This window comes from Catenulispora pinistramenti, assembly GCF_018274385.1.
In the GTDB taxonomy this organism is placed as follows: Bacteria; Actinomycetota; Actinomycetes; order Streptomycetales; family Catenulisporaceae; genus Catenulispora; species Catenulispora pinistramenti.
Genome location: NZ_JAAFYZ010000131.1, coordinates 1 through 13,188, shown reverse-complemented (window position 1 = coordinate 13,188; position 13,188 = coordinate 1). Strand labels below are relative to the sequence as shown.

Annotated in this window: 11 protein-coding genes; 6 read left to right on the top strand and 5 right to left on the bottom strand. The window is 70.2% G+C overall.

Annotated elements, in window-relative coordinates:
• Positions 1 to 113: 113 nt before the first annotated feature.
• From KGQ19_RS52140 to clsA, 4 genes are all read right to left on the bottom strand, one after another.
• The gene (locus KGQ19_RS52140) at positions 114 to 1,856 is read right to left on the bottom strand and encodes a DUF881 domain-containing protein (RefSeq protein ID WP_212015444.1); all 1,743 of its coding nucleotides are present in this window, start codon (positions 1,854 to 1,856) and stop codon (positions 114 to 116) included.
• Between the two features lie 14 nt (positions 1,857 to 1,870).
• The gene (locus KGQ19_RS30555; protein WP_194897213.1) at positions 1,871 to 2,203 is read right to left on the bottom strand and encodes a small basic family protein; all 333 of its coding nucleotides are present in this window, start codon (positions 2,201 to 2,203) and stop codon (positions 1,871 to 1,873) included.
• A 176-nt stretch (positions 2,204 to 2,379) separates the two neighbouring features.
• Positions 2,380 to 3,246 carry a DUF881 domain-containing protein gene (locus tag KGQ19_RS30550; protein ID WP_212015435.1) on the bottom strand — a complete coding sequence of 289 codons (867 nt, stop codon included), beginning with the start codon at positions 3,244 to 3,246 and terminating at the stop codon, positions 2,380 to 2,382.
• 38 nt (positions 3,247 to 3,284) lie between these two features.
• Positions 3,285 to 3,866, bottom strand: a complete 582-nt coding sequence (gene clsA, locus KGQ19_RS50130) for a cardiolipin synthase ClsA (protein ID WP_368862184.1) — start codon at positions 3,864 to 3,866, stop codon at positions 3,285 to 3,287.
• An 881-nt stretch (positions 3,867 to 4,747) separates the two neighbouring features.
• Here clsA and KGQ19_RS30540 point away from each other — a divergent pair.
• The 3 genes from KGQ19_RS30540 (at position 4,748) to KGQ19_RS30530 (ending at position 7,247) form a co-directional block, all read left to right on the top strand.
• Entirely contained in the window at positions 4,748 to 5,323 is a 576-nt protein-coding gene (locus KGQ19_RS30540; RefSeq protein WP_194898882.1) for a MarR family winged helix-turn-helix transcriptional regulator, read from the top strand.
• Between the two features lie 212 nt (positions 5,324 to 5,535).
• The gene (locus KGQ19_RS30535; RefSeq protein WP_212015431.1) at positions 5,536 to 6,054 is read left to right on the top strand and encodes a Zn-ribbon domain-containing OB-fold protein; all 519 of its coding nucleotides are present in this window, start codon (positions 5,536 to 5,538) and stop codon (positions 6,052 to 6,054) included.
• Positions 6,051 to 7,247 carry a lipid-transfer protein gene (locus tag KGQ19_RS30530; RefSeq protein WP_212015429.1) on the top strand — a complete coding sequence of 399 codons (1,197 nt, stop codon included), beginning with the start codon at positions 6,051 to 6,053 and terminating at the stop codon, positions 7,245 to 7,247. Before KGQ19_RS30535 ends, KGQ19_RS30530 begins: the two co-directional genes overlap by 4 nt.
• Before the next feature lie 135 nt (positions 7,248 to 7,382).
• Here the strand turns inward: KGQ19_RS30530 and KGQ19_RS30525 are convergent, their stop codons facing one another.
• On the bottom strand, positions 7,383 to 8,402 hold the full coding sequence (locus tag KGQ19_RS30525; protein WP_212015427.1) for a ketopantoate reductase family protein: 1,020 nt from the start codon (positions 8,400 to 8,402) through the stop codon (positions 7,383 to 7,385).
• Between the two features lie 127 nt (positions 8,403 to 8,529).
• Here KGQ19_RS30525 and KGQ19_RS30520 point away from each other — a divergent pair, with 127 nt between their 5' ends.
• From KGQ19_RS30520 to KGQ19_RS30510, 3 genes are all read left to right on the top strand, one after another.
• Positions 8,530 to 10,311, top strand: a complete 1,782-nt coding sequence (locus KGQ19_RS30520; protein ID WP_212015425.1) for an AMP-binding protein — start codon at positions 8,530 to 8,532, stop codon at positions 10,309 to 10,311.
• Positions 10,312 to 10,424: 113 nt separating this feature from the next.
• Positions 10,425 to 11,117, top strand: a complete 693-nt coding sequence (leuE, locus tag KGQ19_RS30515; protein ID WP_212015423.1) for a leucine efflux protein LeuE — start codon at positions 10,425 to 10,427, stop codon at positions 11,115 to 11,117.
• Positions 11,117 to 11,794 carry an alpha/beta hydrolase gene (locus KGQ19_RS30510; RefSeq protein ID WP_212015421.1) on the top strand — a complete coding sequence of 226 codons (678 nt, stop codon included), beginning with the start codon at positions 11,117 to 11,119 and terminating at the stop codon, positions 11,792 to 11,794. Before leuE ends, KGQ19_RS30510 begins: the two co-directional genes overlap by 1 nt.
• Positions 11,795 to 13,188 lie beyond the last annotated feature (1,394 nt).

Genomic DNA, 13,188 nt, shown 5'->3' with positions numbered 1-13,188 from the left:
CCCTTTCCTCACACGGGTTCGACGGCGCGGCGGCCGCCACGGGCCGGTGGGCCCGCGGTCATATTCTGGACCATGCTCGGGCCCGGAGCGCACCGGCCCTGCACCGGCCCTGATCAGTTCGCTTTGGCGTACTGCGGGTCGGGCTGCGGCACCACCGCGTCGACCAGCACCTGCCCGGAGGCGATCGTGGCGTTCGCCCCCTGCGTGGACTTCACGTTCGCCACCACGCCGCCGGGGATCTGCATGGCCGGCCCGAGCGTGTTCGGGTCGCCGATCACCTTGTAGACATAGGGCTGTGTCAGCTTGTGCCCGTCCAGCGCGATCCCGCCGTCCGCGGTGTCGACGAAGGACGAGGAGACGACCACCCGCACATCGTTCACCTGGATCACCTCGGCCCCGGCGGCCCGCAGCTCCTCCAGCGCGTTGAGCAAGGTCGCGGACTTCATCTGCCCCTGCGGATCGGTGATGGTCATGGTGATGCCCGAACCCTTGGCCTTGACCGTCCCGGACAGGATCTGCAGGTCCTTCGCCTTCTGCTGAGCCTGCGTCAACGCCGCCTGCGCCTTGTCGGCACTGTCCTGAATCGTCGCGTTCTGCGTCTCCAGATTCCGCAGCTCGGCGTCCAGGCTCTGCCCGCGCGAGGTCACCTCATCGAGGATGTTGACCAGATCGTCGGCGCGCGCCCCGCGCAGGATCTCGTCGGAGGTGTTGGTCGCGTGGACCTGAATCGCCACCGCCGCGCCGAGCGCCGCCAGGAGCACGCCGACCACGGCCTGGTTGCGCGACAGGCGCGGGGGCCAGAAGGCGGCGATGAGGCGGCGACGGCCCAGGGAGACGGAGGGGGGCTTGGGAACGCCGGGCTTGGCGGCAGCGGGGCCGGAGGCTGCTGCCGCGCCTACGGCCGCTGCACCGGCTGCGGCAGCGGCACCAGCAGCGGCTGCGGCAGAGCGCGCCTCGGGGCCCGGGTGCCGCTTGGCCGCATGGTCCGGAACGTGGTCGGACGGCGGGCGGCGCTTGGGACCGGGCTCGGCGGAGGCGTGGGCACTGTGCGGATGCCCCGGGCCACGCCGCGGGTCCTGACCGGGTCCGGGGCGGCGCGCAGGCTGGCCGCCGGGCATGGGACGACGGCGGGGCGGCTGGCCCTCGGCGTCGGCGGGTGTACGGCGGCGGAGAGGCGGCTCGGGCTCATCCGCGCCGGACGGCTCGTCGGCCAGGTCCTCCGGCAGCAGGCTGCGAAGATCGACGGTCTCGGCCAGGTCGCGCGCGCCGGGCTTCTCTTCGGCGGCCTCATCCGGAACCAGGTCGCGAGCGGGCTTCTCCTCAGCGGCCTCATCGGCGCCCAGACCAGCGAGGTTCACGGTCTCGGCGGACTCCGGGGCGCGAGGCTTCTCAACCTCCGCGCGCTCACCAGCCGCTTCTTCGGGGCCGGTCGCCTCGGCGGGTTCGAGACCGGCACCCGGCTCTGCCTCAGCGGCATCGTCCGGCAGCAAGCCGCCGAGATCCACTGTCTCGCCAGGCTCGGGACTGGGCTTCTCCGCGCCAGGCTTCTGAGCACCGGGCTTCTCAGCACCGGGCTTCTCAGCCTCAGCAGGCGCCTCCGGCAGATCAGCAAGATCCAATGTCTCGCCGGACTCCGACTCCGGCCCGGTCTTCTCTTCCTCAGAGCGCTCGGCCGCAGAACCCTTGGTCTCAGAGTCCTCGGCCTCAGCGTCGTCCGCCTCAGCAGGCTCCTGAGCTTCCTCGTCCTCGGCGGGGCCCTCGTCCGCCAAGCTCTCAAGACTCACCGTCTCGTCGAGCTCCGGCTCCGTCCCCTCGCCCTCGCCGCTCTCGTCCGCGCTACCCGGCCGCGTCTGCACTCCGCGCTCCTTGCTCAGGCGTGGAAGATGTGGCGGCGGATGGCCGCGGCGTTGGAGAAGATGCGGATGCCCAGCACCACCACCACGCCGGTGGTCAGCTGGGATCCGACGCCGAGCTGGTCGCCGAGGTAGACGATCAGCGCGGCGACCAGGACGTTGGAGACGAAGGAGACCACGAACACCTTGTCGTCGAAGATCCCGTCCAGCAGGGCGCGCACGCCGCCGAACACCGCGTCCAGCGCCGCCACCACCGCGATCGGCAGGTAGGGGGCCAGGCCCTCGGGCACCGTGGGGTGGAAGACCACCCCCGCGATCACGCCGATCACCAGTCCGATCGCCGCGATCACGACGCCCTCCAAGTCATCTCGGTCATCCCGGTCTCAGTCATCGAGAATTGCTGGGGCCACCGTACCGAACCCCCGGCCGTGCTCAAGGCACCGGCACTCATCGCGTCCGCGCCGGGCGTTCCGCGACTCGCCGCGCCGCCCACAGGACCCGCCCTCACCGCACCCTCACCGCGCCCTCACTGGGCCGGCACCGCGTCGGTCAGCGACAGCTGCGTGGCGGCCGGCAGGGTCAGCTTGCTCTTCGTGTTCGTGTCGAACTGGATGCCGTACTGCGACTTCAGCTCGAACAGGTACCGGCCGTCCGTGCCGTCGGCGAACTTCGCGGCCATCGACTTCGGGTCGCCGATCGCCTGGATCGTGTACGGCGAGGACAGCGGCCGGAAGTCCACCATGATCGCCGAGCCCGCGGTGCGGATCGCGGACAGCGAGGTGAGCCGCTGGCCGTTGATCGCGACCGCCTCGGCCCCGGCCGCCCACAGCCCGTTGGCCGCGTTCTGCAGGTCCAGGTCCAGCACCCGGCTCTCGTTGCTGCTCTGCTGCCGGGGGTCGCTGCTGCTCGGGCCGTCGGCGCCGGCCGCGTCGCCGAGCACGATCTGCAGCCCGGGCCCGGTCACCGGCGAGGCGCCGGTGACCACCGACATCGCGGTGAACGCCTTGCCCTGCTCCGGCCCCAGCGCCTCGGCCTGCGCGGCCTGCAACTGGCCGCGGACCGTGGAGATCATGGCCTCGTCGGCCGAGTTCTTGCGCTCGGCGTCCTGCACCCGGGAGATCAGCTGCTGCCGCTCCTTCTCCGCGGCCGGCGCCTGCTGGTGGGTCTGGATCGCCGCGATGACCAGAACCAGCGCCAGCGCCGCCACCCCGACCAGCACGGTCGGCGAGAAGCGCTTGGTCCAGCCGCTGGTGCCCCCGCCCTCGCCGCGGGCCTCACGCCGCGCGGCGGTCTCGGCGTACCCGGGGTCCAGCGTGTCGTTGAGCAGGCTGGTCAGCAGCGACATCGAGGCGTCGCGGCGCGCGGCGGTCCGGGTGTCGGGCGGCGTGGGCATGGAGGCCATCTTGACACGCCCGGGCCGGTGCGGGCGCCTCAGTGTCCGGAGCCGCGGGTGATCCGCTGGGCCTGCACGAAGTACAGCCCGCCGGCCAGCAGATACAACGCGGTCCCCCAGCCGACGAACGCCCAGCCGAAGATGTTGGCGATGTCCGTCAGGTGGGTGGGCTTCTCGCCGAGTTGGCCGAGCAGCAGCAGCGGGAAGGCGTAGAGCAGGTTGAAGGTCGCGGCCTTGCCCAGGAAGTGCACCGGCAGCGCCACGCCGTAGCCGGCCCTGCGCAGTTTCGGCGTGATCAGCACCAGCATCGCCACGTCCCGGCCGACCAGCACGATCGGCAGCCACAGCGGGATGATCTGCCGCATCGTCAGCCCGACCAGGGTGGCCAGGATGTACAGCCGGTCGGCCAGCGGGTCGATCATCGCGCCGAACTTGGTCATCTGGTTCCAGCGCCGGGCCAGCTTGCCGTCCAGCCAGTCGGAGAACCCGGACAGCGCCAGGATGACCAGGGCCCAGACGTCGTACTTGGGGCCGCCGTAGTAGGGCGACAGGACCAGGGCCAGGAACAGCGGCACGCCGGCCAGCCGGGCCAGGCTGATCAGGTTCGGGATGGTGAGGATGCGGTTGGAGACCGGGAGCTCTTCCTCGTCGTCGTAGTACTCCTCGGCGTAATCGCCGTCGTCGTACCCGTCGTCGTGGTACCCCTCGTCGTGGTACGACCCGTCGTCCTCGTACGGCCCGTCCTGGAACTCGCCGTCGTAGTCGTTGATGTTGACGGTGGCGTCCTCGTCCGGGGAACCGTAGCCGTACTCGTCGTAGGCGTCGTGCTCAGGACGGCCGTACCCGTCGTCGTAGTCGCCCGCCCTGCCTCGATTCACAGGTAGAACGATAGGCGATCTCGGGACCGGCCAGGTCGGCGGCACACACCCGGAAGGGTTGTGCCAAGAAACGGCAAAGTCTGGTTCAAGAAGTACTCCATGATCATCAACTCAGCGTGTCCAAGCGGTAGCCTCTGTGATGCAGGACCGGCCGACCCACCGCACCAGCCCGCACGGTGTCGCCGAGTACGAAACCGCTCCACCCGCGCCCTGTCTCCCTCTCCCCCCAGGTGATCCGGCAGCGCGGGTGGAGCGCTCCGTCTGTCCCCCCGCCACAACCGAACACCCCCTTGCCGGACTCCGCACCCCCCCGCACAGGAGTCCGCCGCAGACCTTGAGCGCACGTCAGGGCCCTGCTTCGCGCTGCGCCGCACCCGGATCACCCCGGGTGACGGCGTCCTCGGCGTGTCCACCTGCTTATACCGGCAGTCCGCCGAACTCAACATCCGTAAATCTACGTACACAGATCTACAGCGAAGACCTGCTGTCGTACTGCCCATTCCGTGAATATGATGGGCTTGAACAAGTCCATTCCACTCGACACGCAACATGAGCGCTGTCACCGCGTTGGCGGGAACGCGGCAAGGGGAATGGCACCAACACGCAAGGGGGGAAGACCCGCTGTGTCAGAACACACATCTGCACACACCACCGAGCACGAGGATGAGGACGACCAGGAACTGGTCCCGGCCTCCGGTGGATCACTCGCCGGCCGCGGCCATCGCCCGGTCCGCTACCGGCCCTCCACGGGCTACCTGCCGTGGCTGCTCACGATGTGCGACCGTGAGCTCGCCCGGCACATGACGCGCCTGCTCGCCGAACTCGACCTCACCGAGGCCCAGTACGGCGTCCTGCAGGCGCTGGTCCATCTGCGCCGTGCCTCCTCGGCGACGCTGGCCCGTTCGGTCTCGGTGACACCGCAGGCCATGGTCGGGCTGGTGGCCGCACTGGAGCGCAAGGGCTACATCACCCGCGAGTTCGGCCGCGGGGCCGGCCGCGTCATCGACGCGGAGGTCACCGCCCGGGGCAAGGAGGCCTACGAGGCCGCCAAGCGCCGGGTGCGGGCCCTGGACCGCTCGCTGCGCCGTTCCTACACCGACGAGGAGTTCGACCAGCTCGTCGGGCTGCTGGAACGACTCCCCGGGGTGCTCGGCCGACTCGACGACCAGCGCGGCAGCCGCCGTCGCGCCGACGACTGAGACCGGCCCGGGCAGGCTCTGAACGGCGCGGGACGCACAGCGCCACCGCTCAACCGTGCGAAAGTAGCCACCTTCTCTTCACCGGTCCTCCCGAACCGCCCTGCCGGACCGCACATCGGACGGCAGGTCACCGGTACCGCTAGACCGGGGCACCACTGAACCACCGCGGGCTGGCGTTCCCGGGGCGGCAAATCTGATATACCGTCAGATCCATGACTGACGGCATACCTGCCGCTCCGGGAACCGAAAAATGGTTCCGCGAGGGGCCGGACGGCTTCGCTCTGCTGGCCGGCCGCTGCACGTCGTGCGGCGCCCTGAGCTTCCCCCCACGGACCATCCCCGGCTGCCCGGACCCGGACTGCGAGGGCCTGGAGCAAAACCCTGAGCCGCTGTCCACGAGCGGGACTCTGTGGTCTTACACCGACGCCCACTACGCTCCCCCGCCGCCGTACCCGCGGCCACCGGACGCCGAGTTCTCCCCCTACGCGCTGGCCGCCGTCGAGCTGACCGCCGAGCGGATGATCATCTTGGGCCAGGTCGCCCCGGACGTCCCGAACGAGGCGCTGCGAGTCGGAATGATCATGGAATTGACCCCCGGAACCCTCGTTTCCTCTACGGGCGTTGAGGAAAGGGTCTGGAACTGGCGTCCGGCAGATCATTTTGAGGACTCCGGCGCGGATGTCGAGGCATACAGCGCATACTCCTCAGCCTCCGAGGAGGCGAGCGCATGAGCCGGACCGACTCCGTCGCCGTGGCCGGTGTCGGGATGCACCCCTGGGGAGCGTGGGGCAGGCCGTTCGTCGAATACGGGCTGGTCGCGGCCCGCGCCGCCCTGGCCGACGCCGGGGTCGGCTGGCGTGACGTGCAGCTGGTGGTCGGCGGCGAGACCATCCGCAACGGCTACCCCGGCTTCGTCGCGGGCTCGGCGCTCTCGCAGGCCCTGGGCTGGCAGGGCGCACCGGTCGCGAGCTGCTACGCGGCCTGCGCCACCGGGGCGCAGGCGCTGGCCACGGCCCGCGCGCACATCCTGGCCGGGCTCGCGGACGTGGTGCTGGTGGTCGGCGCGGACGCCACCCCCAAAGGCTTCTTCGCCCCGGTCGGCGGCGACCGCCCCGACGACCCGGACTGGCTGCGCTTCCGCCTGCTCGGCGCGACGAACCCGGCGTACTTCGGCCTGTACGCGCGGCGCCGGATGGCACTGCGCGGGTCGACCGAGGTTGACTTCGCGGCGGTGAAAGTAAAGAACGCCCGCGCGGGTTCTCTGAATCCGAACGCGCGCTTCCGCGCGGAGGTGGATACCGAAACCGTCCTGAAGTCACCGATGGTGAGCGATCCATTGCGCTTGTTGCAGATCTGCGCGACGAGCGACGGCGCCGCGGCAGTTGTTCTGACATCCGAGGAATACGCCCGACGACTGAACAAGGACGCGGTCCGCATCCGCGCCATTTCCGCGCCGACGCCGACCTATCCGAGAACTGTTCCGGATTTCCCGTATCTCGCCTCGGACTCCTTGGCCGCCGCGGCACCGGCGGCCCGCGGCTTCCGCGAGTCGCTGGCGCACGCGGCGTACGAGGCGGCGGGCCTGGGCCCGCAGGAGATGGACCTCGCCGAGGTCTACGACCTGACCACCGCGATGGAGCTGGACTGGTACGAGGAGATCGGCCTGTGCGCACCAGGCGAGGCCGAGAAGCTGCTCCACGACGGCGCGACCGCCCTCGGCGGCCGGATCCCGGTCAACCCCAGCGGCGGCCTGAGCTCCTTCGGCGAGGCGATCCCAGCCCAGGCCATAGCGCAGGTCTGCGAACTGACGTGGCAGCTGCGCGGCGCGGCCGGCGCCCGGCAGGTGGCCGGGGCGCGGGCCGGGGTCGCGGTGAACCAGGGGCTGTTCGGGCACGGGTCGGCGATCGTGATGGGGCGGGCGTAGCACGGTGGGGCGGCGCGGGCGTAGGACGCGCGGAAGCCGGCGCGGTGGCGTGGGCCGGCGGCGGCCGGCGGCCAGCGCGGCGGCGACAGATCAGATGTCTGACTTACTCGCTGCCGCCGCCGGCCGCCGCCTCGATCAGGTCGCAGACTCCTGAGCCCGCGTCACCAGCTCCGCCAATTCGGCCAGCGGCATGCTCCCCGGCGCCCGGCCGGTGGCCGCGAACCGCGCGCTCAGCCGCTGCATCAGCTCGTTGACCGGGGTGGGGATGCCGTGGGTGCGGCCGATGAGGGCGATCTCGCCGGACAGGTAGTCCGTCTCGATCGACCCCGTGCCGCGGGCCAGGCTCTGCCAGCTGGAGCCGCCGCCGCGCGGCGTGCCGGGGATCTCGGCGTAGCGCATGCGGTCGCCCTGGACGGCGCGCCGCTCGGCGGTGCCGACGAAGGGGATGCCGGCGGCGTTCAGTGCCTGGATGCCCTCCTCGCGCGCGGCCTCCACCAGGCGCTCGGCCAGCTCCTCGTCGGCGGTGAGGTCGCTGACCGCCTCGAAGGCGTTGCCCAGGTTGTTCAGCAGCTTGCCGTACTTCCAGCGCATCACGTCGTCGACCACCGGCGCGTCGAACCGGCTCTCGCCGAGGTCGTGGCCGATCTGCTTGATGGTGTCGTCGACGCCGTCCGGGTAGCGGCCGACGGTGAGGATGCCGGACTGCGGCGTGGAGTGCGCCGCCACCACGCCCGGCTCCAGGTGCAGGGAGGGCAGCCAGACGCAGAGCCCGTAGACGTGCGCGAACAGCCGCAGCGCCGTGCGCTCGTTCTCGACGCCGTTCTGGGCGCAGACCACGGGCAGCAGCTGCGAGGCGGTACCGCCGCCGGCGACCGGCACCTGGGCCCACTCGTTCAGCACGCCCGCGGTGTCCTGCGACTTCACGCAGAGCACGAGGACGTCGTCCGGCCGCAGCTCGCCGAGCTCCTTCGGCCCGGCCACCGCCGGGACCGGCAGCCGCAGGTCGGCCTCCGGGGTGAGCAGCCGCAGCCCGTCGCGCCGCAGCGCTTCCAGGTGCGCGCCGCGAGCGACCAGGACCACGTCGTGCCCGGCCTCGGCCAGGCGTCCACCGATGGTGCCGCCGACCGCGCCGGCGCCGATGATGATGTAGCGCATCCTTCGGACTTTAGCGCTCGTGACCGGGTTGTGAAGACTCGAAAGAGTTTTCGTGAACGACGGATTTTGCGATCTTGTGTCCAAGGGGCCTACTGACAACGTTCTCAATACGTGTTTGACTCCGCTTGTGAGCCAGACCGCACCGTCTACCGCCGTGCCCGATCCCTATGCGGACCGGCCCTGGCTGCGGTTCTACGCCGCTGGTGTGCCCACCGACGTGACCGTTCCCGACGTCCCGGTGACCCGGCTCCTGGACGACGCGGCCGCCGCTTACGGGGACCGGGCCGCCCTGGTGTTCTTCGGCCGCAAGACCTCCTACAGGCAGCTGCGCCGCGACGCCGACCGGCTGGCCGGCGCGCTCCGGGCGCTCGGCGTGCGCAAGGGCGACCGGGTGGCCCTGGTGTTGCCGAACTGTCCCGCGGCGATCACGGCGTTCTTCGCGATCACCCGTCTGGGTGCGGTGATGGTCGCGTGCAACCCCCTCTACACCGACTCCGAACTGCGGCACCAGCTCACCGACTCGGGTGCGAAGGTGGCGATCGTCTTCGACGGCGCCTACGCCACGCTGGACGCCGCCCGGCCCGGCACCGCGGTGGAGCACGTGGTCTCGGTGTGCCTGGCCGACTTCCTGCCGTCGCTCAAACGCAAGCTGCTGGACCTGCCGCTGGGCGCGGCGCGGGAGAAGCGGGAGCGGCTGATCACGCCGCTGCCGCCCGGGGCACGCGCCGTCCCCTATACAGAGTTGATGGAGACCTCCCCGGGCCCGGTCGAGCAGGAGTTCGTGGAGCCGTCAGAGGACCTGGCCGTCCTGCAGTACACCGGCGGCACCACCGGCCGGCCGAAGGGCGCGATGCTCACCCACCGGAACCTGGTCGCCAACGCGCACCAGGTGCAGGCCTGGGACCAGGGCATCAAGGTGGGGCGGGAGTCGGTGTTGTGCGTGCTGCCGCTGTTCCACGTCTACGGGCTGATGCTCTGTGTGGTCACCGGCGTGCTGCTGGCCGGGACCCTGGTGCTGCTGCCGACCTTCGACCCGGAGCTGGTGCTGGACGCGATCAAGCACGAGCGGCCGACCGTGTTCCCGGGCGTGCCGCCGATCTACTCCAAGCTGCTGGAGCACCCGAAGATCGGCAAGTACGACCTGCGCTCCATCCGCACCTGCATCTCCGGCGCGATGCGGCTGCCGGTGGAGACCATCGACGCCTTCCAGGCCGCGACCGGCGGCCGGCTGGCCGAGGGCTACGGCATGACCGAGTCCTCCCCGGTGACGCTGGCCAACCCGCTGAACGCCAACTCCCGGCCCGGCACCATCGGCCTGCCGCTGCCGAACACCCACGTGAAGATCGTCGACGAGTTCCGGCAGGACCGGGTGCTCCCGATCGGCGCGGCCGGGGAGCTGGTGGTCTTCGGCCCGCAGTTGTTCAAGGGCTACTGGAACCAGCAGGACGAGACCAACCTGGCGCTGCGCAACGGCTGGCTCTACACCGGCGACATCGGGGTGATGTCGCCGGACGGGTACGTGACGCTGATCGATCGCAAGCGCGACGTGGTGATCGCCTCCGGGTTCTCCATCTACCCCTCGGAGATCGAGGACGTGTTGCGCGAACACCCGGCGGTCTACGACGCGGCGGTGATCGGCGTCCCGGACCCCTACCGGGGCGAGACGGTGAAGGCGGTGATCCAGCTCGCCGAGGGGATGTCGGCCACCGCCGCGGAGCTGGACGTGTTCGCGCACCAGCACCTGGCGCCATACAAGGTCCCCAAGCTGATCGCGTTCCGCGACGACCTGCCGCGCAACATGATCGGCAAGGTACTGCGGCGGGTGCTGCGCGAGGAGCACGCGGCGGAGCACCCCGAGGTCGGCGACGAGGGGCCGGGCCAGGATCCGTTCGCGGATTACAAGCGGTAGGGGCGCCGGCAGGTTCCAGCCGTGACGAGTGTCAGGCGGGTCGGCGACCGCTGCCACGTTCGAGCAGTGAAACTCATGCGCGCACCACGGCCCCGGCGTGAAATTCTCACGACATGCTCGGTACTGTCGATCTGCCGGCCTTCGTGGTCGGCGCACTGTTCATAGTGCTGCTGCCTGGTCCGAACTCGCTGTACGTGCTGACAGTCGGCGCGCGCAAGGGAGTCCGCACCGGCTATCGCGCCGCCTGCGGCGTGTTCCTCGGCGACGCGGTGCTGCTGACGCTGACCGCCGCCGGCGCGGCGTCGATGCTGAAGCGGTCCCCCGCGACGTTCGACGTGGTGAAGTTCCTCGGCGCCGGCTACCTGGCCTGGCTCGGCTTCGGGATGCTGCGCTCCGCGGCGAAGGCCTGGCGCGAGCGCCGCGAAGTCGCGGCCGCGGCAGCCACGGCGGCTGGCGACGCACCGGAGGCGACGGCGATGGCCGAGGCCATCCAGGCCGCCGAGCGCCCGTTCAGCCGCGCCCTGGTGGTCAGCCTGCTGAACCCGAAGGCGATCCTGTTCGACCTGGCCTTCCTGACCCAGTTCGTGAGCCCGCACGCGACCTACCCGACCGAGGCCTTCGCCCTGCTGTCGACAATCGTGATGCTGTTCTCGGCGGCCTACCTGAGCGCACTGATCTTCACCGGCAACCGCCTGGCCGACGCCTTCCGCCGCCGCCGACGCCTGGCGGCAGCAGGAACCGGCGGCATCGGCTCGCTGTTCCTGGGCTTCGCGTTCAAGCTGGCGACTGCCTCCCTGGGCGCCTGATGCTGGTCTTCGAACCCACGGGCCCCCCACGCGCCGCCGTGATTCTGTTCCACGGCGGCGGGCTGCGGCACGGATCGCCAGACGAACTCGCACCTCACTGCACGGCGCTGGCCGCCAAGGGCATCCTCGCGGCGGCGGCCGGCTACCGCCTACTGGGCCAGGGTGCGGAGCACATCGGCGAGTGCCTGGCCGACGTCCGAGCCGAGATGGCGAAGTTCCGAGCAGAGTTCCGAGCGGAGTCCCGCAAGCTGGCCGCGCCAACCCTGCCCCTGGCCACCGGCGGGAGCTCAGCCGGCGGCCACCTCGCGCTACTCGCCACACTGACCGGACCGGACTCAGGCTTCGACACCCTGGTCCTGTTCAACCCGATCGTGGACGCGACCCTCGTCGCCCCCGAGGTACTGGCCCGGGCGCTGGAGCCCGGCACCACGGCCGAGTCGATCTCGCCGCTGCACCTGCTACGGCCTGGGAGTCCGCGCACGGCTGTGTTCAGCGGCACGGCTGACAGCATCGCGCCGATCGAGAGCTTGCGTGCTTTTCGGGACGCGATGGTGGCGGCGGGGGACGCCTGCGAGTTGACTGAGTTCGAGGGGGCGGAGCATGCCTTCCATTACCAGGAGGCGTACTTCGAGCGGGTTCTCGCCGGGGCGGTGGGGTTTCTCACGCGGGGGCGGTGAGAGGTCTGGGTGTGAGAGGTCTGGGTGTGAGAGGTCTGGGTGAGAGTTCTGCCGGCTGTTCGGGTCCGTGAACTGTTTGGGTCTGTGAGCTGTTCGGGTTCGTGGGCTGTTCGGGTTCGGTGTTCGGATCTTTCTTGAGGGCTAGAGTCTGCGGGCCAGGTTGCGGTTGGCGTGTGGGCTTTAAATGCATTTTACGGCCTTCGGTCATAGTTGTGCCGGTTCGGGGTTCGGGTCGGCGGGTTTGTATGTCTGCTGCCAGTTCGCGCGTTCACAACCCCGCCCCACCTCAGGCCTCTTCAACTCCAGTAAGTCAGAGCAGGGGCAAGAGCCAGATCAAAGACCAGATCAACAGCAAGATCAAAAACTGTGATGAAGGGCCGGGCCTCCGGCGGGCCTCGGCAACCTCAGGGAAACTAGCGCGGTTCCCTCGGGTGGCCGATCTAGTCTCAGCGGCTGCGGTCCCTGAGGTGGTGCGGTCCGTTCCCCACGGTCGCGTCGTCAGCCCGATGGGTACAGCACCGGTGTCCGGGGGTAAAGTCCGCGCGCTTGCGGTCGGGCGCGTGAGCTGCGGTTTTGTTCAGCGCGAACTTGACCCCCGGCCACCGGCACTGTAGGCGAAGCCCTGCCGACGCGACCGAGGGGAACGAACCGAAAACCAGCCGGAGAAATACAAAACAGGGGGTTCGGTACCGGCGACTCGGCGAGTTCGGCTCCCGGTCTGGGGGCTGGCAGCACGGCAGTCCCGAGGGTGCGCATCCTGGGCTGGCGGGCGCGGGCGCAGGTGTGGGCGCGGGCTCGCCTGGCCACCAAGGCATGTCGCCTACCGCACCCGGGCATGCCCCCGACCAATCGACCACCGGCCCGCCGCCGCACCCTCACCGGCAGCCGCATCGCTAACCTGCGTCTTCGTTCCTTGCGATTGCTATTCTTCCGGTCGGTTTTCGGTTCGTTCCCCTCGGTCGCGTCGGCAGGGCTTCGCCTACAGTGCCGGTGGCCGGGGGTCAAGTTCGCGCCATACGAAACCGCAGCTCAGGCACCCAACCGCCGCGCGCGGACTTTACCCCCGGACACCGGTGCTGTACCCCCCGGGCTGACGACGCGACCGTGGGGAACGGACCGTAACCACCTCAGGGACCGCCGCCGCTGAGACTCACCCGGCCACCCGAGGGAACCGCGCTAGTTTCCCTGAGGTTGCCGAGGCCCGCCGGAGGCCCGGCCCTTCACCATGGGTTTGACCTTGATCTTGCTGTTGATCTTGCTTGTGTCGGTCGGGTGGCCCGGGGCATCTCAGCCCCGGGCTCCCACAGATCCGGACGTGACAGTCTCCCGTCATCCGGCTCTTGTTGTTCTGGTCACCGGCCAGCCGGGGGCGTGATCACCCAGTGAGCGAAATA

Coding starts and splice junctions, on each gene's coding strand:
- KGQ19_RS30550 (WP_212015435.1), bottom strand. CDS start 3,246: ATGCCCACGCCGCCCGACACCCGGACCGCCGCGCGCCGCGACGCCTCG.
- KGQ19_RS30535 (WP_212015431.1), top strand. CDS start 5,536: ATGACTGACGGCATACCTGCCGCTCCGGGAACCGAAAAATGGTTCCGC.
- KGQ19_RS30530 (WP_212015429.1), top strand. CDS start 6,051: ATGAGCCGGACCGACTCCGTCGCCGTGGCCGGTGTCGGGATGCACCCC.
- KGQ19_RS30525 (WP_212015427.1), bottom strand. CDS start 8,402: ATGCGCTACATCATCATCGGCGCCGGCGCGGTCGGCGGCACCATCGGT.
- leuE (WP_212015423.1), top strand. CDS start 10,425: ATGCTCGGTACTGTCGATCTGCCGGCCTTCGTGGTCGGCGCACTGTTC.
- KGQ19_RS30510 (WP_212015421.1), top strand. CDS start 11,117: ATGCTGGTCTTCGAACCCACGGGCCCCCCACGCGCCGCCGTGATTCTG.